We start from the raw sequence: 21,513 nt of genomic DNA on the forward strand, positions 1-21,513 counted from the left end.
GCTCAAGCCTCGTGAATACGCTGCTTGAAGGTCCGGCCGATGGCGTGTACGCCAGGTTGGTAGTGCTCTTCTTCGATAGCGGCCAGCGCCAGGCGCAGGGCGGTGTCGGCGATCAGTTGATGTTGCTGGGCCATGGCGTTGACCGGCAACGGCAGGAAGTCCAGCAACTGCGTATCACCAAAGGTGCCCAGGCGCAGCGGGCGCGACTTGAGCGGGAAGTCATGCAGGGCGTCGAACACACCTTGCAGCAGCACATAGGAGGTGGTCACCAGCGCGTCAGGCAAATGCCCCAGTTGCTGTAGAAGTTGCTCCATCAGCTGTCGGCCGCAGTCGCGACTGAAGGCTTCACCGTGTTCGACAATCACCTCGCCGGTGAACCCTTCGAGGGCCTCACGGAAACCCGCGGCACGCTCCTGGCTGATGCTCAATTCCGGCCGTGCGCCGATTAACGCGATCTGTTTGGGCAACGGTTGCAGCAGGCTGCTGGTCAATTGCTTGCAAGCCTGGCGGTCGTCGCTGACCACCGAGCAGAATTGATCCGCGCCCATCACCCGGTCGATGGCAATCACCGGCAGCCCCTTGGCTTGCAACTCGCGGTAACTGTCATCGCTGGCCGGCAGGCAACTGGCGACGAACAACGCATCACAGCGCCGGGCGCGGAACAGTTGCAGCAATTGGCGCTCGCTGTCGGCCTCATCGTCGGAGCTGGCGATCAGCAACTGATAGCCACGCGCCCGAGCGCCTTGCTCCAGGAGTTTGGCGATGCGTGCGTAGCTGGGGTTTTCCAGGTCGGGCAGGATAAAACCCAAGGTGCGCGTGTGCCGACTGCGCAGCCCGGCGGCCTGGGGGTTGGGCGTAAAGCCATGGGCTTCGACCACGGCGCGCACCCGCTCGACGGTTGCGTTGCTGATGCGTTGCTGTTCAGCCTTGCCATTGATGACGTAGCTGGCGGTGGTCACGGACACACCGGCGAGACGTGCGATATCACTGAGTTTCAAACCGGGATTTCCTTGTTTTTTGGAGCTTGCCCCGACATTTTGTCCAATCGTAACCGATTCCAGCACCGGACCTATGTCTCAGCTCAAGTGCCGAGTGGTTGTTCAAGGATGCGCAATTAACGCGTAGTCTTCCATAAACTCTAGATTAAACGTTTCAGCCAGCGTATTTTTACGACGTTCGCGACTGAGTAGCCACTGCCAATTGACTGCTCAGTCAGTTATTTATGAGCACCCCTTACACTGTTTGTTTAAAACAATACCTAGTGCGCCACTGCACTAACTAGGAGAACGGCATGCTTGAGCTCACTGTAGAGCAGATTTCCATGGGCCAGGTGGCTGTGGATAAGTCTGCTGCCTTGCACCTGCTCGCTGAAAAACTGGTGGCCGATGGCCTGGTCGCCGAGGGTTACCTCAGCGGTTTGCAAGCCCGTGAAGCTCAGGGCTCGACGTTCCTGGGCCAAGGTATTGCCATCCCCCACGGCACCCCTGAAACCCGCGACCAGGTGTTCTCTACCGGCGTGCGCCTGCTGCAGTTCCCCGAAGGGGTGGACTGGGGCGACGGCCAGATCGTATACCTGGCCATTGGCATTGCCGCCAAATCCGACGAACACCTGCGCCTGTTGCAACTGCTCACCCGTGCCCTCGGCGAAACCGACCTGGGCCAGGCGTTGCGCCGTGCCGGCACCGCCGAAGCGTTGCTGAAACTGTTGCAAGGCGCGCCGCAGGAACTGGCGCTGGATGCACAGATGATCAGCCTGGGCGTGTCCGCCGATGACTTCGAAGAGCTGGTTTGGCGCGGTGCACGCCTGCTGCGTCAGGCCGATTGTGTGAGCAATGGTTTCGCCGCGGTGTTGCAGCAGGTGGATGCGCTGCCCCTGGGCGATGGCCTGTGGTGGTTGCACAGCGAGCAGACGGTCAAGCGCCCGGGCCTGGCGTTTGTCACCCCGGACAAACCCATGCGCTACCTCGGTCAGCCGCTCAATGGCCTGTTCTGCCTGGCCAGCCTCGGTGAAGCCCACCAGGCCTTGCTTGAACGCTTGTGCGCCTTGCTGATCGAAGGGCGTGGCCAAGAGCTTGGCCGCGCCACCAGCAGCCGCGCGGTCCTCGAAGTGCTCGGCGGCGAACTGCCTCCGGACTGGCCCAGCGCACGCATCACCCTGGCCAACGCCCACGGTTTGCACGCGCGGCCGGCGAAGATCCTCGCCCAGTTGGCGAAAAATTTTGACGGTGATGTGCGTGTGCGCATCGTCGATGGCCCAGTGGGCGCCGTGTCGGTGAAAAGCCTGAGCAAACTGTTGAGCCTCGGCGCTCGACGTGGCCAGGTGCTGGAGTTTGTCGCCGAGCCGACCATTGCCGGCGACGCACTGCCCGCGCTGCTGGCGGCGGTGGAAGAAGGCTTGGGCGAAGACGTCGAGCCACTGCCGACCCTGAGCGCCCAGCCCGAAGCCCTCGATATCGAACCGGTGATCAGCGCGCCAGTGGCCGGGAGCCAGATCCAGGCCATCGCCGCCGCGCCGGGCATCGCCATCGGGCCTGCGCATATCCAGGTTCAGCAAACGTTCGACTACCCACTGCGCGGAGAATCCTGCGCCATCGAGCGCCAGCGCCTGCACAGCGCCTTGAGCGAGGTGCGCACCGATATCCAGGGCCTGATCGAACGCAACCCCTCCAAGGCGATCCGCGAGATTTTCATCACCCACCAGGAAATGCTCGACGACCCGGAACTCACCGACGAAGTCGACACCCGCCTCAAGCAAGGCGAAAGCGCTGAAGCGGCGTGGATGAGTGTGATTGAAGCCGCCGCCAAGCAGCAGGAGTCGTTGCAGGACGCCCTGCTCGCCGAGCGCGCGGCCGACCTGCGGGATGTTGGCCGTCGTGTGCTGGCGCAACTGTGCGGCGTTGAAACCGCCCAGGAGCCGAGCGAGCCCTACATCTTGGTGATGGATGAAGTCGGTCCGTCCGACGTTGCACGGCTTGATCCGGCGCGCGTCGCCGGCATTCTCACCGCCCGTGGCGGCGCGACGGCGCACAGCGCTATCGTCGCCCGTGCCCTCGGTATTCCGGCCTTGGTCGGCGCCGGCCCGGCGGTGTTGCTGCTGGCTTCCGGCACGCCGCTGTTGCTCGACGGCCAGCGCGGTCGCCTGCATGTGGACGCCGACAGTGCCACCCTGCAACGCGCCACGGTCGAACGCGACACCCGCGAACAGCGCCTGCAAGCCGCTTCGGCGCAACGCCATGAACCGGCGCTGACCCGTGACGGCCACGCCGTGGAAGTGTTCGCTAACATCGGCGAAAGCGCCGGTGTTGCCAGCGCGGTGGAGCAGGGCGCCGAAGGCATCGGCTTGCTGCGCACCGAACTGATTTTCATGGCCCACCCGCAAGCGCCGGACGAAGCCACCCAGGAAGCCGAATACCGTCGTGTGCTCGACGGCCTTGGCGGTCGCCCGCTGGTGGTGCGCACCCTTGATGTGGGCGGCGACAAACCGCTGCCGTATTGGCCGATTGCCCAGGAAGAAAACCCCTTCCTCGGCGTGCGCGGCATTCGTCTCACCTTGCAACGCCCGCAGATCATGGAAGCGCAATTGCGTGCGCTGTTGCGTTCTGCCGATAACCGTCCGCTGCGCATCATGTTCCCCATGGTCGGCAGCGTCGATGAATGGCGTGCGGCCCGTGACATGACCGAACGCCTGCGCCTGGAAATCCCGGTGGCGGACCTGCAACTGGGCATCATGATCGAAGTGCCGTCGGCGGCATTGCTCGCGCCGGTGCTGGCCAAGGAAGTCGACTTTTTCAGCGTCGGCACCAACGACCTGACCCAGTACACCCTGGCCATCGACCGTGGTCACCCGACGCTGTCCGCCCAGGCCGACGGCCTGCACCCGGCGGTGCTGCAGCTGATCGACATCACCGTGCGCGCCGCCCATGCCCATGGCAAATGGGTCGGCGTGTGCGGCGAGTTGGCGGCAGACCCGCTGGCGGTGCCGGTGTTGATCGGCCTGGGGGTGGATGAGTTGAGCGTGTCGGCCCGCAGCATTCCCGAAGTGAAGGCGCGCGTGCGCGAATTCAGTCTGAGCGAGGCCCAGGGCCTGGCGCAAAAAGCACTGGCGGTGGGCTCGCCCGCCGAAGTGCGTGCCCTAGTGGAGGCCGTGTAGATGGCAAGGATTCTGACCCTGACGCTGAACCCGGCGTTGGACCTGACGGTGCGTTTGGCGCGCCTGGAGCCGGGTGAAGTCAACCGCAGCGACACCCTGCTGACCCATGCCGCCGGCAAGGGCGTGAACGTGGCGCAGGTGTTGGCCGATCTGGGCCATGAGGTGAGCGTGGGCGGTTTTCTCGGCGCCGCAAACCCCGAGGCGTTCGATGCACTGATCGCCAGCCGTGGGTTTGGCGATGCGTTCGTCCGTGTGCCGGGAGAGACGCGCAGCAATATCAAGATTGCCGAGCAGGATGGCCGGGTCACTGACATCAATGCGCCGGGGCCGCAGGTGACGGAGCAGGCGCAGAACGCCTTGCTGGAGAAACTGGCGCAGATGGCTCCCGGTTTTGATGCGGTGGTGGTGGCCGGCAGCTTGCCACGCGGCGTCAGTGCGCAGTGGTTTCAACGCCTGGTGACGGAACTGAAAAGCCTCGGTTTGAAAGTCGCCCTGGACACCAGCGGCGAAGCGCTGCGCGCCGGTCTGAAAGCTGGCCCGTGGCTGGTCAAACCCAATACCGAAGAGCTGGCCGATGCCCTGGGTCATGCCCCGGATGCAATCAGCCAGCTTCACCTGCAGGGCGTGGAACATGTGGTGGTCTCCGACGGCGCCGCGGGCGTGAGCTGGTACAGCTCGAATGCGACGCTGCACGCCACACCGCCCAAGGTGACGGTGGCCAGTACCGTCGGCGCCGGCGACTCGCTGCTGGCCGGGATGCTGCACGGCTTGCTCAGCGGCGATACGCCGGAGCAGACCCTGCGCCGCGCCACGGCGATTGCCGCAATGGCGGTGACGCAAATCGGTTTTGGCATCAGCGATGACGCGCAGTTGGCGCGCCTCGAAAGCGGCGTTGTTGTGCGCACGCTGACAGAACAATAAGAGGGTTTGTGATGAAGTTAGCCATTGTTACCGCCTGCCCGAACGGCATGGTCACCAGTGTGCTGTGCGCCCGCTTGTTGGACGCCGCCGCGCAGCGCCAAGGCTGGAGTACCAGCGTGGAAGTGGTGGATGTGCAACGTCCGGAACGCCAGCTGTCCCAGGCCACCCTCGACGATGCCGAATGGGTGTTACTGGTCAGCAGCACCCCTGTGGATATGCAGCGGTTTGTCGGCAAGCGCGTGTTCCAGAGCACGCCGGCCCAGGCGCTGGCGGATGTCGACGCCGTACTGCGTCGCGGCGCGCAAGAGGCGCAGGTGTATGTCGCCACGGAACAAGCGGCCAAGCAGGCGCCGCGCATCGTTGCGATCACTGCTTGCCCGACCGGCGTCGCCCACACCTTCATGGCGGCCGAAGCTTTGCAGCAGACGGCCAAGCGTTTGGGCTATGACCTGCAGGTCGAGACCCAAGGTTCGGTCGGTGCCCGCACACCGTTGAGCCCGCAAGCCATCGCCGAGGCTGATGTGGTGCTGTTGGCCGCCGATATTGAAGTCGCCACCGAGCGCTTCGCGGGTAAGAAGATCTACCGTTGCGGCACCGGCATCGCCCTCAAGCAATCCGAAGCCACCCTCAACAAGGCCCTCGCGGAAGGCGCGGTGGAAAGCGCAGCCAGCGGTGCGGTGGCCAAGAAGGAAAAAACCGGCGTCTATAAACACCTGCTGACCGGGGTGTCGTTCATGTTGCCGATGGTCGTGGCGGGCGGGTTGTTGATTGCCTTGTCATTCGTGTTTGGCATCCACGCCTTTGAACAGGAAGGCACCCTGGCGGCGGCACTGAAAACTGTCGGCGACCGTGCCTTCATGCTGATGGTGCCGTTGCTGGCGGGCTACATCGCCTACTCGATTGCCGACCGTCCCGGCATTGCGCCCGGCATGATCGGCGGCTTGTTGGCGGGTACCTTGGGCGCGGGGTTCATCGGCGGTATCTTTGCCGGTTTCCTGGCCGGCTACTGCGTCAAGCTGATCACCCGTGCGGTGAAGTTGCCGCAGAGCCTGGAGGCGCTCAAGCCGATCCTGATCATTCCGTTGCTGGCGAGCCTGTTTACCGGCCTGGCGATGATCTACCTGGTCGGCCCACCGGTGGCGCGCCTGCTCACCGGCCTCACCGACTTCCTCAGCACCATGGGCACCACCAATGCGGTGCTGCTGGGCATCCTGTTGGGCGGCATGATGTGTGTCGACCTCGGCGGGCCGATCAACAAGGCCGCGTATGCGTTTTCTGTCGGTTTACTGGCGGCGTCCAGTGGTGCGCCGATGGCGGCGACCATGGCCGCGGGTATGGTGCCGCCGATTGGCATGGGCATCGCCACGTTCCTGGCGCGCCGCAAGTTCGCCCAGACCGAACGCGAGGCCGGCAAGGCGGCGATGATTCTCGGCATGTGCTTTATCTCTGAGGGCGCGATTCCCTTTGCCGCCAAAGACCCGTTGCGTGTGATCCCGGCCAGCATTGCCGGCGGCGCCTTGACCGGTGCACTGTCGATGTACTTCGGCTGCAAACTGGCAGCGCCCCACGGTGGCTTATTTGTGCTGGTGATTCCGAATGCGATGAACCATGCGTTGCTGTATCTGCTGGCGATTGTCGCCGGTAGCGTGCTGACCGGTGTGGTGTATGCGCTGATCAAGCGTCCGGATGTGGTAGAGCTGGCCGTCGCCCCCGCCAAGGCCTGACACGGCTCAAACCGGTAGGAGGGGGCTTGCTCCCGATAGCAGTGGATCAGTCAATTTTTTATTGCCTGTCACACTGTCATCGGGAGCAAGCCCCCTTCCACATTTGATCTCCACTGATCACACGATCAGTGTCATAACCGCTTCATCCGGTCGTGGTTAAGTTGCCCTTTTGATACTCAAGAGGGCACCTGCATGAGCCACTTCGATCTCGGCCGTCGCCGTGTGATGCAAGCCGTCGGCGCCGGTCTGTTGTTGCCGGGTTTGGCCCCGGCAGTGATCGCTTCGGTAAAGGATCGCCCGCAACTCACCGACGGCGTACAGTCCGGCGACCTGCTCGGCGATCGCGCCATGATCTGGAGCCGCAGCGATCGCCCGGCCCGCATGGTGGTGGAGTGGGACACCCGCAGCCTCTTCAGCAACCCGCGTCGATTCGTCTCGCCCCTGGCCGACAATCGCACCGACTTCACCGCCCGTGTTGAACTCACCGGATTGCCCGCCGACCAGGCGATTTTCTACCGCGTGCATTTTGAAGACGCCCAGACCGGCGTCGCCAGCGAACCCTGGTTCGGCCACCTGCGCAGCGTGCCGCAACAACGCCGCGACATCCGTTTTGTGTGGAGCGGCGACACCGTTGGCCAGGGCTTCGGTATCAATCCGGAGATTGGTGGCATGCGCATCTACGAAGCCATGCGCCTGCGCCTGCCGGACTTCTTCATCCACAGCGGCGACACCATCTACGCCGACGGCCCGGTGCCGGCGCAGCTGACCACCGAAGGCGGTCGCATCTGGCGCAATATCACCACCGAAGCCAAGAGCAAAGTCGCTGAAACCCTGGATGAATATCGCGGCAACTACCGCTATAACCTGATGGATGAAAACGTGCGCCGCTTCAACGCCGAGGTGCCGCAGATTTGGCAGTGGGACGACCACGAAGTGGTGAACAACTGGTCGCCAAGCAAGCAGTTGGATGAGCGTTACCAGACCAAGGACATCAACACCTTGGTGGGGCGTGCGCGCCAGGCCTGGCTGGAGTATTCACCGATGCGCCGGCAGAGCGCGGATGCGGGCGGGCGGATTTATCGCAAGCTCAGCTATGGCCCGCTGCTGGAGGTGTTCGTGCTGGATATGCGCAGTTATCGCGGACCCAACGATGACAACCTGGGCGCTGAAAAGCCCTTCCTCGGCCGCGAACAATTGGACTGGCTCAAGCGCGAACTCAAGGCGTCCCAGGCGCAGTGGAAAGTGATCGCCGCCGACATGCCCATCGGCCTCGGTGTGCCTGATGGTGAGGTCAGCCCCGGTGTGGCGCGTTGGGAGGCCATCGCCAACAACGACCCAGGCGCGCCGCAAGGTCGTGAAGTGGAAATCGCCGAGTTGCTGGGCTTTTTAAGGGCGCAACAGGTGCGCAACCATGTGTGGCTGACGGCCGATGTGCATTACTGCGCCGCGCATCACTATCACCCGGACCGTGCGGCGTTCCAGGATTTCGAACCGTTCTGGGAGTTTGTCGCCGGGCCGTTGAATGCGGGGAGCTTCGGGCCCAATCCGCTGGATAAGACCTTTGGCCCCGAGGTGGTGTTCGAGAAGGCACCGCCGGCGCAGAACACCTCGCCGTTCGCGGGTTTTCAGTTTTTTGGCGAGGTGCAGATTGATGGGCAGACGGCGGAGTTGACGGTGATCCTGCGGGATTTGGATGGCGTCTCGGTATTCGAACAGAAACTCCAACCGGCCTGATTGGAAGGCAATCAAGACTGTGGGAGGGGGCTTGCCCCTCCCACAGTTTGATTGTGGTTACGTCAGGGATTCAGTAGACGTCCCGGCGATAGCGACCTTGCTCGATCAGCCGTTCCACGGCTTCATTGCCGAGAATGTCCACCAGCGCCTGATCCACCCCAGCCGCCATCCCCTGCAAACTCCCGCACACATAAATCGCCGCGCCCTCCGCCAGCCACTTACGCAGCACCTCGGCCGATTCACGCAGGCGATCCTGCACATAGATTTTCTCTTCCTGATCGCGGGAAAACGCCAAGTCCAGCAACGCCAGATCTCCACTGGCCAGCCAGCCTTGCAGTTCGTCCTGGCACAGGTAGTCGTGCGCGATATTGCGCTCGCCAAAGAGTAGCCAGTTGCGCTGCTGGCCGTCGGCAATGCGCGCCTTGAGCAAGCTGCGCAGGCCTGCCAGGCCGGTGCCGTTGCCCAGCAGGATCAGGGGCACCGGCATCTCCGGCAGGTGAAAACCGCTGTTACGGCGCAGGCGCAGGCTGATGCTTGAGCCGATGGCGGCGTGCTCGGTGAGCCAGCCACTCGCCAGGCCCAGGCTGCCGTCGGGGTGGCGCTCCTGGCGCACGATCAACTCCAGCACGCCCTCGCTGGCAATCGAGGCGATGGAGTATTCGCGCATGCCCAGGGGCACCAGCGCGTTCACCAGCGCCTGGGCATGCAGGCCCACCAGATGAGCGCGGTTGTCCGGCAGTTGGCGGGTGGCCAGGGCTTGGTTGAGGGACTGCGCCAAGCCTTCGAACACTACGGCATCGCTGCCGGCCAGGCCCAGGCCTTCGAGAAAGTGTTCGATGGCCCAGGGACTATTGCGGGGCAGCACTTCAACCAGGTCACCGGCTTGCCAGGTGTGTGGCGCAGGCGAGGTGAGGCCCAGCAAATAGACCTGCGAGCCGCTGCTGTCGGGGTTGAGCAGGGTGCGTTGGCTGAGCGTCCAGTTTTCGTACTGGGCCGTCGGCCAAGCGGCTGCCGGGGCGTGGCCGGTGAGCTGGCCAAGTTGTTGTTGCCAGTGCAGCAGGGCGGTGGTGTCACCGCTGTCCACTTCGACCGGGGCGAACAAGGGATTGCCGCCCTGATTGGTCAGCCAGAAGTGCAGGCGCCGCGCAAAGCCGCAGAAGTGCTCGTATTGACGATCACCCAGGGCCAGCACCGAGTAGTTCAGGCCACTCAGGGACAGGTCCTGGCCGAGCACGCTGCGCTCGAAGCCGCGGGCGCTGTCGGGGGCTTCGCCGTCGCCGAAGGTGCTGACCACAAACAGCGCATTTTCCGACTGGCGCAGGTCGTCCTGGCTGACGCTGCCCAGCGGCTGCACCTTCACCGGCAAACCGGCCGCCTGCAATTGCCCTGCCGTTTGCCATGCAAGCTGTTCGGCAAAACCGCTCTGGCTGGCAAAGCCGATCAGCCAGGCCGGGGCGTCGCTGTGGTTGGCGCTCAGACCTTTGCGGGCATCACGCACCTGGCGCTTTTTGCGGCGACGGTCGAGGTACAGCAGCCAGCCGGTGATGAAGAACAACGGCATCAGCAGTGAGCTGACGGTCAGGACAATCCGCCCGGCCAGGCCGAAGTAACTGCCGGTGTGCAAGGCGTAGACGCTGGTCAGCAGTCTGGAGCCGAGGCTTTTGCTCGCGTACCGGTCGTGGGATTTGACCTCGCCAGTGGCCGGGTCCAGATTGATCTGGTTCAGCGCGCGGTCATGGGGCGAGTCTTTCAGCAAGTAGAAGACGGTGGCCGGTTGCCCGGCGACCGCTGGCATACGGATGTTGTAAGCGCTCAGGCCGGGGCCGGCGTTGCTGTAGATGCTGCTCCACATAGCCGCGTAATTGGCCACCGGCGCGGCACCTTCGGGCGCCGGGCCGCGCTTGCGAACCCGTTCATGTTGCGGGGCGTCGGACAGCAGTTGGGTCAGGCCCTGGCTGTACCAGTCGTAGGACCAATACAAACCGGTCAGCGCCGAAAACAGATAGGCCAGCAGGCACCAGGTGCCGAATACCGAGTGCAGGTCCCAGTTGAAGGCGCGGCCTTTTTTGCGCCAGTCCAACGTCAGCCAGGCCCGCCAGTTCGCCGCCTGGCGCGGCCAGCGCAGGTACAAGCCGGAGAGGCAGAAGAACACTAGGATCAGCGTGCACGCGCCGGTGATGTTGCGCCCGGTGTCGCCCAGTACGAGGAAACGGTGGAATTGCAGCAGGAACCCGAAGACGTCCTGGCCGACCACGTCGCCCATGTAGTCGCCGGTGTACGGATCGAAATAACGCAACTGACCACGGCGTTCGCCAGGCGGGGGGGTGAAGAACACGCGGGCAGCCTTGCCGCTTTCACTTTCCACGAACAGCATGGCTACCGTCTGGCCTTCAGTGGCCTCCAGCTTGCGCACCAGCTCGGCGGGCGGCAGTACGCCAGCGTCGCGTTTTTCCACGCTCAGTACGCTGGGGTTGAGCGCTTGCAGCATTTCATCCTGGAACGAGACCGCAGCCCCGCTGATCCCCATCAAGGCCAGCACCAGCCCGGCGGTAATGCCGAAGAACCAGTGCAACTGGAACAGGGTTTTCTTCAACACGTCTAACCGCCTCGTCTGTCTGAATGGGTAGGGCACGGCGCGCATTATGCCGTGGCTTGTCGAGAAACATTCTGTTTAACACGCAAAAGCCCCACGCATCCGATGCGTGGGGCTTTTTGCTGCGTGGCGCCGCTGCTTGGCAGTCGAAGCGGGTGGACAGCAGTGCATGTCCGAAGTCCACCTTTGGCCTGCGGCGCGTGAAGCATTACCCGGCGGCAGAACAGGGCCATGCCAAGTCGATGAACCTGCTGGGATGCTGGCCTTCCAGCAGCGCGCCGTGAGCCTTTCTTGATGCATAAAAAAACCCATGACACGTCATGGGTTTTTTGTGCCTGGCTGTCTTACACGTAGAACGATTTCAGCGGCGGAAAGCCATTGAACTCAACCGCGCTGTAGCTGGTGGTGTACGCACCGGTCGACAGCCAGTACAAACGGTCACCGATCGCCAGGTTCAGCGGCAGGCCGTACTTGTAGTTCTCGTACATGATGTCGGCGCTGTCGCAGGTAGGACCGGCGATCACCACTTCTTCCATCTCGCCCTTTTTCTCGGTCCAGATCGGGAACTTGATGGCTTCGTCCATGGTTTCGATCAGGCCGGAGAACTTGCCCACATCCGTGTACACCCAACGCTCGACGGCAGTACGGGATTTACGCGCCACCAGCACCACTTCACTGACCAGGATGCCGGCGTTGGCGATCAACGAACGGCCCGGCTCCAGGATGATTTCCGGCAGGTCGTCGCCGAAATCTTCCTTGAGGAAGCGGATGATTTCTTCGGCATAGGTTTCCAGGCTGTTGGTGCGGGTGATGTAGTTGGCCGGGAAGCCGCCGCCCATGTTGATCAGCTTGAGGTGGATATTGTCTTCTTCTTTCAGGCGCTCGAAGATCACTTTGACCTTGGCGATGGCCGCGTCCCACACGCTGATGTCACGCTGTTGCGAGCCGACGTGGAACGAGATGCCGTACGGCACCAGGCCCAGGTCGCGGGCGAGGATCAGCAGGTCCATGGCCATGTCTGTCTGGCAGCCGAATTTGCGCGACAAAGGCCAGTCAGCCGTGGTCGAGCCTTCGGTGAGGATACGCACATACACTTTCGAACCCGGCGCGGCCTTGGCGATGTTGCGCAGGTCGGCTTCGGAGTCGGTGGAGAACAGGCGCACGCCCTTCTCGTAGAAGTAGCGGATGTCTTTGGATTTCTTGATGGTGTTGCCGTAGCTGATACGGTCGGGGCTGACGCCACGGTCCATCACTTTATCCAGCTCGTAGATCGACGCGATGTCGAAGCTTGAGCCTTTATCCTTGAGCAGGTCGATGATCTCGACGGCCGGGTTGGCCTTGACGGCGTAATAGACCTTGGCGAATTCGAAACCGGCGCGCAGGTCATCGTAGGCCTGGCTGATCATCGCGGTGTCGATCACCACGAATGGGGTTTCTTGCTTGTCGGCGAACGCCTTCATTTTGTCAAACGTGGCGCGCGCGAAATAATCTTCGACATTGATCGACATGCTGGGAACTCCTAAGGGCAAACTGAAATTAGCAATGGGTGCAAATGAACGTCCTCCGTATCCCCACTTTGGTTCGCCTACTTCCCAAGGCATGTCGCCGAAAGCAAAAAGGCCATGGGATCACTTGCGTCCCTTGGCCTTGCTGTCTCGTCGTCAGTACTTGAGCCGGATGGATCGTTTCCAGCATGGACGTTCGGCGCGAACTTTAGGACGTGAGGGGCCATAGATCAACTAAAAATGTCGCGTTTTTGCACGCGTTCGTCGCGCGATGCCGTGCAGCTACTTATGTAACCGACCGGTGTGACGGAATGATGTTCCCCGCAGAAGGGAAATTGAGGGCATTTCCCTGACACACCGGAGGCTAAATGTGGGGGGGGCTTGCCCCGATGGCGGTGGATCAGTGACTGATGAAGTGACTGAAACACCGCCATCGGGAGCAAGCCCCCTCCCACATTTTTACCTGTGTTGTGTCAGATCAGGCCAGGGCAGTCTCAGCCGGCGACACGATACTGGTCTTGCCCCCACGCGACTTACCGGAGCTCAGGTACTCGGCAATCGACTCCTGCGTCACCTCACCCAGGAACACCCGCTCCGCATCCATCACCGGCAACCACGAACGGTTGAACTCATACATGCGCGACAACAGGATGCGCAAATGCTCGTCATACGCCGCGGTGGCGTTGAACTCACGCAGATACTGGCCGCAGGTACCGGTCTGACGGTGCAGGTCGCGGCGGCGCACATACCCCAGCGCTTTGTTCTCGGCGCAGGTGACCACCACGTAGCGACGGTCCAGTTCGTCCATTTGCTCCAGGGCCTCGGCCACCGGCGTTTCCGGGCTCACCGACGGCGCGTTGTCCGCGGCATCTTCGGCCTTCACCAGCAGCAAGCGCTTGAGGGTGCTGTCCTGGCCCACGAAGTTGCTGACGAATTCGTCGGCCGGGTGCGCCAGCAGCGTGTCCGGGTGATCGATCTGCAGCAGCTTGCCGGCGCGGAAGATGGCGATCTTGTCACCGAGCTTGATGGCTTCGTCGATGTCGTGGCTGACCATGATCACGGTCTTGTTCAGCGCGCGCTGCATCTCGAAGAATTCGTTCTGGATCATCTCGCGGTTGATCGGGTCGACCGCGCCGAACGGCTCATCCATCAGCAGCAACGGCGCATCGGCCGCCAGTGCGCGGATCACGCCGATGCGCTGTTGCTGGCCACCGGACAGCTCACGCGGGTAGCGATGCAGGTACTGCTTGGGTTCCAGCTTGATCATGCTCATCAACTCGCGGGCGCGGTCGTGGCATTTTTGTTTGTCCCAACCCAACAGTTTGGGCACAACCACGATGTTTTCCTCGATGGTCATGTTCGGAAACAGGCCGATCTGCTGGATCACATAGCCGATGTTGCGGCGCAGGGTCACTTCGTCGAGGTCGGTGGTGTCTTCGCCGTTGATCAGAATCTTGCCCGAAGTGGGCTTGATCAGGCGGTTGATCATTTTCAGCGTGGTGCTCTTGCCGCAACCCGATGGGCCGAGGAATACGCAAATTTCGCCTTCGTTGACGGTCAGGCTTACGTCGTTGACGGCGGAAACCGTCTTGCCGTTGCTTTGAAAAGTCTTGGTCAGGTTTTGAAGTTCGATCATTTGAGCAGTCCTTTTGGAGTCAGCGAGCGTTGCAGCCATTGCAGAAGCAGGTCGGCGAAGATGGCCAGGAGACTGACCAGCACGGCGCCGACGATCAGCATCGACATGTCGCTGCGGCTGATGGAAGCCAGAATAAGTACACCCAGGCCACCGGCGCCGATGGTGGCGGCGATGGTCATCACACCAATGTTCATCACCACGGCGGTGCGCACACCGGCGAGGATCACCGGCACGGCGATGGGCAGCTCGACCATGCGCAGGCGCTGGCCGAAGGTCATGCCGATGCCTTTGGCGGCTTCACGGATACCGGGTTCCACGCCGGTGAGGGCGAGGTAGGTATTACGCATGATCGGCAGCAGCGAGTAGAGGAACACGGCGGTGATCGCCGGCATCGGCCCCAGGCCCTGGCCGAACTTGGAGTAGAACGGCAGCAGCAGGCCGAACAAGGCGATCGACGGCACGGTCAGCAGCACCGTGGCGCTGGCTTGCAGCGGGCCGGCCAAGGTGGGGAAGCGGGTCATCAGCACGCTCAGGGGCACGCCTACGACGATTGCCAGGATCACCGCGATGCCGACCAGGGTGATGTGCTGCCAGGTCAGATGCAGGACTTGGGCCCAATCAAGATGGGAAAAGGCGTTTAAAAATTCCATGTCTTCTCCTCTTTAGTTGATCGGATGTTGGCGCAGAAAATCTGCGGCCACGGCGGACGGGCTTTCATGCTCGACGTCGACCCGCGCATTCAGCTCGCGCATGGTTTTGTCATCGAACAGATCGGCCAGCGGCTTGAGTTCAGCGGCCAGCTGAGGGTGCTGGTCGAGGTATTGCTGACGAATCACCGGCGCGGCGGTGTAGTCCGGGAAGTAGTGCTTGTCGTCTTCCAGCAGCTTGAGCTTGAAGGCGTTCAGACGACCGTCGGTGGTGTAGACCAGGCCGGCGAACACTTGGCCATTACGCAGCGCGGTGTAAACCAGGCCCGCGTCCATCTGCCGGGTGTTTTTGCGGGTCAGGTTCATGTCGTACAGCTTGACCATGCCGCCCATGCCGTCGGAACGGTTGGCGAACTCGGTGTCCAGGGCCACCAGGCGCGTGCCTTTGGTTTTTTCCGCCAGGGCTTGGGTCAGGTCGCTGATGCTATTGATCTGCGGGAATTCCTTGGCCACGTTCTCGGGTAACGCCAGCGCGTAGGTGTTGCTGAAGCGCGACGGCGAGAGCCAGACCAGGCCTTTTTTCGCGTCGAGTTCTTTAACCCGAGCGTAGGACTGTTCGCTGTCGAGTTTCTCGTCAATGTGGTTATAGGCCACCAGCGACACGCCGGTGTATTCCCACAGCAGGTCCAGTTGCCCGCTTTCCTGGGCACTGCGCGCCAGGTTGCTGCCCAGGCCGCCGGTCACCTGGGTTTGATAGCCCTTGGTGCGCAGGTACTGGGAGGTGATTTCGGCCAGCAGGGTCTGTTCGGTGAACACCCGGGCGCCGATGCGGATCAACGGTTTTTCAGCGGCTTGCGCAATGCCTGCAAACAGCAGGACGCAGCTCAATATCAGAGTCAGTCTTTTCATGTGATTTCCTTTGCCAAGCCTTAAGACGGACGCAACCCACGTTCCAGCCAGAGGCGGCTGGCCATGGTCACCAGACCGTCAAGCAGCAACGCCAGCAACGCGGTGCACGCGGCGCCGAGCAGCAATTGCGGCTGATTGTTCAGGGCGATGCCGGGGAAGATCAGGCTGCCGAGGCTGTTGGCACCAATCAGGAACGCCAGCGGTGCGGTGCCGACGTTGATGGCCAGGGCCACGCGCACACCGCCGATGATGATCGGCACGGCGTTGGGCAATTCCACGCGAAACAGCACCTGGCGCGGCGTCATGCCGATGCCGGTGGCGGCTTCTTTCAGCGAGCCTTGAACGTTTTTCAGGCCTTCGTAGGTGTTGCGCACGATAGGCAGGAGGGAGGCGAGGAACAGCGCGAAAATGGCCGGGCCGCTGCCGATGCCAAGAACGCCGAGGGCGATGGCCAGTACGGCCAGGGGCGGGACGGTGTTACCGATGTTGAAGATCTGCATGAAGCGTTCTGCGCGCCCGACCATGTTCGGTCGGCTGAGCAGGATACCGGCGGGGATGCCCACAATCAGGGCGGCCAGCATGGAGACTAGAACGAGGATCAAATGAGCTTGCAGGTAAAACAACAAATCGTCGCGGTACAGTTCGATCGTGTTGATGCCGATCCAGTGGACCAGCAGGGCCAAGAGGGCGACGACAACCGCTCCTCCTATCAGCCCTTTGCCATAGCGAATAGCCACAGGCGGACTCCTTTTTTCTTCTGTCGGCGCCCACATTCTCCGGCGGCAATGCCATGCCTGGCTGCCTCTGAATGTGGTCGCGAAATGCAGCTCGCCGATACCGGCAACGCGGTATGCGATCGAGCCATGAGCGCAGCCTCGTCAGGCTAACTTGCTGATTTATCAGCCCCTGTTCCGAGTGCGGTAGCAGGGGAGTGGACGTCTCTACCTTTTAAAAGGTTCCACACTTGGCAGCATTTAGCCACCCCCAATGGGCTGAACGGTGGTCCGTCCTCCTGGGTTTGCGCTATACTCGCCGCCCTTTTTTGACTCACCTGCCAGGCGATTTCCCATGACCCACCAGGCCGCCGAAGTCGCGAAACGCCGCACTTTCGCCATTATTTCCCACCCCGATGCCGGTAAAACCACCATCACCGAGAAGCTGTTGCTGATGGGCAAGGCAATCGCGGTGGCCGGCACGGTGAAATCCCGCAAGTCCGACCGCCATGCCACCTCCGACTGGATGGAAATGGAAAAACAACGGGGTATCTCCATTACCACGTCGGTCATGCAGTTCCCGTATCGCGACCACATGGTCAACCTGCTCGACACCCCAGGCCACGAAGACTTCTCCGAAGACACCTACCGCACCCTGACGGCGGTCGACTCGGCGCTGATGGTCCTCGACGGCGGTAAAGGCGTCGAGCCACGGACCATCGCGTTGATGGACGTGTGCCGCTTGCGTGACACGCCGATCGTCAGCTTCATCAACAAACTCGACCGCGATATCCGCGACCCGATCGAGTTGCTCGATGAAATCGAAGCCGTCTTGAAGATCAAGGCCGCGCCGATCACCTGGCCGATCGGTTGCTACCGCGACTTCAAGGGCGTGTACCACCTGGCCGACGACTACATCATTGTCTACACCGCCGGCCATGGCCACGAGCGCACCGACGTCAAGATCATCGAGAAGCTCGACTCTGACGAAGCCCGCGCCCACCTGGGCGACGAGTACGACCGTTTTGTCGACCAACTGGAACTGGTGCAAGGCGCCTGCCACGCGTTCAACCAGCAGGAATTCCTCGACGGCCAACTGACCCCGGTATTCTTCGGGACCGCCCTGGGCAACTTCGGTGTCGATCACGTGCTCGACGCTGTCGTGGACTGGGCCCCGCGCCCGCTGCCCCGTGTCGCCAACGAGCGCACCGTGGAACCGGTGGAAGAGAAGTTCTCCGGCTTCGTGTTCAAGATCCAGGCGAACATGGACCCTAAACACCGCGACCGCATCGCCTTCATGCGCATCTGCTCCGGCAAATACGACAAAGGCATGAAGATGCGCCACGTGCGCACCGGCAAGGACGTGCGCATCGGCGACGCCCTGACGTTCTTCTCCTCCGAGCGTGAACAGCTCGAAGAAGCCTTCGCCGGCGACATCATCGGCCTGCACAACCACGGCACCATCCAGATCGGCGACACCTTCACCGAAGGCGAGTCCCTGAGCTTCACCGGCATCCCGCACTTCGCCCCGGAACTGTTCCGCCGCGTGCGCCTGCGTGACCCGCTCAAATCCAAGCAACTGCGCCAAGGCCTGCAGCAATTGGCGGAAGAGGGGGCCACCCAGGTGTTCTTCCCTGAGCGCAGCAACGACATCATCCTCGGCGCCGTCGGTGTGCTGCAGTTCGATGTGGTCGCGAGCCGCTTGAAAGAGGAATACAAGGTTGAGTGCTCGTATGAGCCGATCACCGTGTACTCCGCGCGTTGGATCGATTGCAGCGATAAGAAGAAGCTGGAAGAGTTTTCCAACAAGGCGGTGGAAAACCTGGCGGTGGATGGTGGTGGTCATTTGACCTACCTGGCGCCGACCCGAGTCAATTTGGCATTGATGGAAGAGCGCTGGCCGGATGTGAAATTCCGTGCGACCCGCGAGCACCATTAAGGTCTGAGCGGTAAGGAACAGGGCGAAGCTGTGATGGCTTCGCCCTTTTTCATGGCCGCTCACCCATCAAAAATGTGGGAGGGGGCTTGCCCCCGATAGCAGTGTATCAATCAATAAGTCCGCTGGCTGGTACGCCGCCATCGGGGGCAAGCCCCCCTCCCACATTTTGCTTTCAGCCAGGCGTGGAATTGGCGAGAACCTTACATCCCGTCTAGCGTTTCAGGTATTTCACTTACCCATCGACGGAATAGGAGGCCACCGTGCGTATAACTCAGCGCGCCATTCAACTGGTGCTGCTCGGGGCTTTGGGGTTGTCCGCCTCATTGGCGCTTGCAGGCGCCGGAACGCCCCAGTGGAAGGACACCGGCCCTGTCACCAAGAAAAAGCAGCAGGAGGTCAACTCCGGCAGTTGGCAACCTCAGGCTCAGCCTGCCCCCAAAGAGGACGCAGAAAACCCCTACAACGAAGGGGAAGACAGCGAAACCTATGATGACGGGGACACCTGATAGCTGGCGCAAACCCAGTATCACAACTAGCTTCAAGGAATGGCGACGGTGGATCACTGTCGTACGGGTTTCATCTACTGACTGGACGGAAATCGACCATGAGTATTTTTCAACGAGTCGTGCTGTTGATAAAGGTGCTGGTGCTGATGTCGTTGGGTATGTCGGCGGCCTGGGCACATAACCCGGTGCAGAGCGGTCAGGCGAGCTTTTCAGCGTCGCATGACAAGGGCCTGCAGTTGGCCAAGTCTGAAGCTGAACCTGGGGACCAGGATCAGGGTGGCAGCAAGGACGATGATGACTCCACCACGAACGAGCCGGACAGTGACGACCCGGACGACGATGATGGCGACAGCCAAACCTAGGTCTTGACCAAAAGAAAGCCCCTCCCACCCGGCTGATGCGCAACCGGGTGGGAAGGGCTGTGAAACGCGTTACCACTGCTTACCCCTGTGGGCGCGGGCTGTTGTGGCGAGGGAGCTTGCTCCCGCTGGGGTGCGAAGCGCCCCCAAAAGCGGGCGACTGCTACGCAGTCGAACGGGAGCAAGCGCCCTCACCACAAGAGCAGCTCCCTTGAGGGAGCGTGTTGCTTTAAGCCACAAACTGCTCCGCGTAATGGCAAGCCACTTGGCGGTTATCCAACGGCCGCAGCTGCGGCTCCTCGGTGCTGCACCGCTGGGTCGCGTACGGGCAGCGTTTGTGGAACGCGCAGCCAGGCGGCGGGTTCAGGGGGTTGGGCAATTCGCCGACGATCTTGATCTTCGGCTTGCTCGGGTCCGGGTGGATGGTCGGGGTGGCCGACAGCAGCGCCTGGGTGTACGGGTGCAGCGGCCGGGCGTAGATGTCTTCCTTGGGGCCGACTTCCACCGGGCGGCCGAGGTACATCACCATCACGTCATCGGCGACGTGTTGCACCACCGCGAGGTTGTGGGAAATGAACACGTAGGCGGTGTTGAATTCCTGCTGCAAATCCATGAACAGGTTGAGCACCTGGGCCTGGATCGACACGTCGAGTGCCGAGGTCGGTTCATCCGCCACCAACACTTTCGGTTGCAGCATCATGGCGCGGGCCAGGGCGATGCGCTGGCGCTGGCCACCGGAGAACATGTGCGGGTAGCGCTGATAATGCTCAGGGCGCAGGCCCACTTGCTTCATCATCGCCTGGACTTTCTCGCGGCGCTCGGCGGCCGACAAGTTGGTGTTGATCAGCAACGGCTCGCCGAGTTGATCGCCGACCTTCTGGCGTGGGTTCAACGAGGCATACGGGCTCTGGAACACCATCTGCACGTCTTTGCGCAATTGCTTGCGCTGGGCCTTGTCGGCGCCGGCCACTTCCTGGCCGGCGATTTTCAAGGAGCCCGAAGACGGCTCTTCAATCAGCGTGAGTGCACGGGCCAGGGTGGATTTGCCGCAACCCGACTCGCCTACCACGGCGAGGGTCTTGCCGGCTTCCAGTTCAAACGACACACCATTAAGCGCGCGTACCAACGCATGGCCCTTGAACAGGCCACGGGACACTTCGTAGTGACGGGTGAGGTCGCGGGCGGTAAGAACGACGGCCATTACGCCACCTCCTGGTTCAAGGGGTAGAAGCAGCGCGCAAGGCTGTTGCTTTTCGGATCAAGCCCAGGCCGCTGGGTACGGCAGGACTCCTGCACATACGGGCAGCGCGGCGACAGCAGGCAACCCTGCGGGCGGTCATAACGACCGGGCACGATACCCGGCAGCGTGGCCAGGCGCGTGGCGCCGAGGCTGTGCTCGGGAATCGCCTTGAGCAGGGCTTCGCTGTACGGGTGCGCCGGAATGTCGAACAGTTGCGGCACCTGGCCGACTTCCACGGCTTGGCCGGCGTACATCACGCACACGCGCTGGGCGGTTTCGGCCACGACCGCGAGGTCGTGGGTGATCAGCACCAGGCCCATGTTCTGTTCTTTCTGCAGGGCCAGCAGCAGTTCCATGATCTGCGCCTGGATGGTCACGTCCAACGCGGTGGTCGGTTCGTCGGCGATCAGCAGCTTCGGCTCGCCGGCAATCGCCATGGCGATTGCCACGCGCTGGCTCATACCGCCGGACAGTTGGTGCGGGTAGGCGTCCATACGGCTGGCAGCGCCGGGGATTTCAACCTTTTCCAACAGTTCGATGGCGCGCTTGCGCGCTTGCTTGCCGGACATTTTCAGGTGCAGGCGCAGCACTTCTTCAATCTGGAAACCCACGGTGTAGCTGGGGTTCAGCGCGGTCATCGGGTCCTGGAATACCATCGCCAGGTCTTTACCGACGATCTGGCGACGCTGGCGGTTGCTCAGCTTGAGCATGTCCTTGCCGTCGAAGTTCAGCGCGTCGGCGGTGACGATGCCGGGGTGTTCGATCAGGCCCATCAGCGCCATCATGGTCACGGATTTACCCGAGCCCGACTCGCCAACAATCGCCAGGACTTCGCCTTTGTCGACGGTAATGTCGAGGCCATCGACCACCGGCACGGCGGTCTTGTCGCCGAAGCGCACGTTGAGATTCTTGATTTCTAACAGTGACATGGGAATCT

The 21,513-nt window shown here is 62.1% G+C and carries 16 protein-coding genes; 7 read left to right on the top strand and 9 right to left on the bottom strand.

Going from position 1 to position 21,513, the window contains the following annotated elements; genetic code table 11:
- Positions 1-2: 2 nt before the first annotated feature.
- Positions 3-998, bottom strand: a complete 996-nt coding sequence (cra, locus tag QCBJ_RS21375) for a catabolite repressor/activator (RefSeq protein ID WP_012722171.1) — start codon at positions 996-998, stop codon at positions 3-5.
- Between the two features lie 293 nt (positions 999-1,291).
- Here cra and ptsP point away from each other — a divergent pair, with 293 nt between their 5' ends.
- The 4 genes from ptsP (at position 1,292) to QCBJ_RS21395 (ending at position 8,529) form a co-directional block, all read left to right on the top strand.
- Positions 1,292-4,150, top strand: a complete 2,859-nt coding sequence (gene ptsP / locus QCBJ_RS21380; protein WP_102061572.1) for a phosphoenolpyruvate--protein phosphotransferase — start codon at positions 1,292-1,294, stop codon at positions 4,148-4,150.
- Complete coding sequence (gene pfkB / locus QCBJ_RS21385) at positions 4,151-5,071, top strand: 1-phosphofructokinase (RefSeq protein ID WP_102061573.1); 921 nt, start codon at positions 4,151-4,153, stop codon at positions 5,069-5,071.
- An 11-nt stretch (positions 5,072-5,082) separates the two neighbouring features.
- Positions 5,083-6,795, top strand: coding sequence for a PTS fructose-like transporter subunit IIB (locus tag QCBJ_RS21390; protein WP_043204768.1), 1,713 nt, complete (start codon positions 5,083-5,085; stop codon positions 6,793-6,795).
- 192 nt (positions 6,796-6,987) lie between these two features.
- The gene (locus QCBJ_RS21395) at positions 6,988-8,529 is read left to right on the top strand and encodes an alkaline phosphatase (protein WP_102061574.1); all 1,542 of its coding nucleotides are present in this window, start codon (positions 6,988-6,990) and stop codon (positions 8,527-8,529) included.
- Positions 8,530-8,599: 70 nt separating this feature from the next.
- On the opposite strand, the gene QCBJ_RS21400 is transcribed toward QCBJ_RS21395, so the two are convergent.
- From QCBJ_RS21400 to QCBJ_RS21425, 6 genes are all read right to left on the bottom strand, one after another.
- The gene (locus QCBJ_RS21400; RefSeq protein WP_102061575.1) at positions 8,600-11,125 is read right to left on the bottom strand and encodes a sulfite reductase flavoprotein subunit alpha; all 2,526 of its coding nucleotides are present in this window, start codon (positions 11,123-11,125) and stop codon (positions 8,600-8,602) included.
- A 341-nt stretch (positions 11,126-11,466) separates the two neighbouring features.
- The gene (locus tag QCBJ_RS21405) at positions 11,467-12,630 is read right to left on the bottom strand and encodes a type III PLP-dependent enzyme (protein WP_012722179.1); all 1,164 of its coding nucleotides are present in this window, start codon (positions 12,628-12,630) and stop codon (positions 11,467-11,469) included.
- A gap of 475 nt (positions 12,631-13,105) precedes the next feature.
- The gene (locus QCBJ_RS21410) at positions 13,106-14,263 is read right to left on the bottom strand and encodes a betaine/proline/choline family ABC transporter ATP-binding protein (RefSeq protein WP_012722180.1); all 1,158 of its coding nucleotides are present in this window, start codon (positions 14,261-14,263) and stop codon (positions 13,106-13,108) included.
- Complete coding sequence (locus QCBJ_RS21415; RefSeq protein ID WP_102061576.1) at positions 14,260-14,913, bottom strand: ABC transporter permease; 654 nt, start codon at positions 14,911-14,913, stop codon at positions 14,260-14,262. The genes QCBJ_RS21410 and QCBJ_RS21415 overlap by 4 nt, the downstream gene beginning before the upstream one ends.
- Positions 14,914-14,925: 12 nt before the next feature.
- Positions 14,926-15,819 carry a glycine betaine ABC transporter substrate-binding protein gene (locus tag QCBJ_RS21420; protein ID WP_102061577.1) on the bottom strand — a complete coding sequence of 298 codons (894 nt, stop codon included), beginning with the start codon at positions 15,817-15,819 and terminating at the stop codon, positions 14,926-14,928.
- Positions 15,820-15,839: 20 nt separating this feature from the next.
- Positions 15,840-16,592: an ABC transporter permease gene (locus QCBJ_RS21425; protein WP_252120892.1), complete on the bottom strand. Its 753-nt coding sequence runs from the start codon at positions 16,590-16,592 to the stop codon at positions 15,840-15,842.
- 295 nt (positions 16,593-16,887) lie between these two features.
- Between QCBJ_RS21425 and QCBJ_RS21430 the strand changes: the two genes are divergently transcribed.
- From QCBJ_RS21430 to QCBJ_RS21440, 3 genes are all read left to right on the top strand, one after another.
- Positions 16,888-18,471 carry a peptide chain release factor 3 gene (locus QCBJ_RS21430; RefSeq protein WP_012722183.1) on the top strand — a complete coding sequence of 528 codons (1,584 nt, stop codon included), beginning with the start codon at positions 16,888-16,890 and terminating at the stop codon, positions 18,469-18,471.
- A gap of 260 nt (positions 18,472-18,731) precedes the next feature.
- Positions 18,732-18,977, top strand: a complete 246-nt coding sequence (locus QCBJ_RS21435; RefSeq protein ID WP_012722184.1) for a hypothetical protein — start codon at positions 18,732-18,734, stop codon at positions 18,975-18,977.
- A 98-nt stretch (positions 18,978-19,075) separates the two neighbouring features.
- A complete protein-coding gene (locus tag QCBJ_RS21440; RefSeq protein WP_012722185.1) occupies positions 19,076-19,339 on the top strand; it encodes a hypothetical protein in 264 nt (87 codons plus the stop codon).
- Positions 19,340-19,565: 226 nt separating this feature from the next.
- Here QCBJ_RS21440 and QCBJ_RS21445 read toward each other — a convergent pair whose 3' ends face one another.
- Entirely contained in the window at positions 19,566-20,537 is a 972-nt protein-coding gene (locus QCBJ_RS21445; RefSeq protein ID WP_012722186.1) for a peptide ABC transporter ATP-binding protein, read from the bottom strand.
- Entirely contained in the window at positions 20,537-21,505 is a 969-nt protein-coding gene (locus QCBJ_RS21450) for an ABC transporter ATP-binding protein (protein ID WP_012722187.1), read from the bottom strand. The genes QCBJ_RS21445 and QCBJ_RS21450 overlap by 1 nt, the downstream gene beginning before the upstream one ends.
- Between the last annotated feature and the right edge of the window lie 8 nt (positions 21,506-21,513).

It is taken from the genome of Pseudomonas sp. QC2, from assembly GCF_002859085.1.
GTDB lineage: Bacteria > Pseudomonadota > Gammaproteobacteria > Pseudomonadales > Pseudomonadaceae > Aquipseudomonas > Aquipseudomonas petroselini.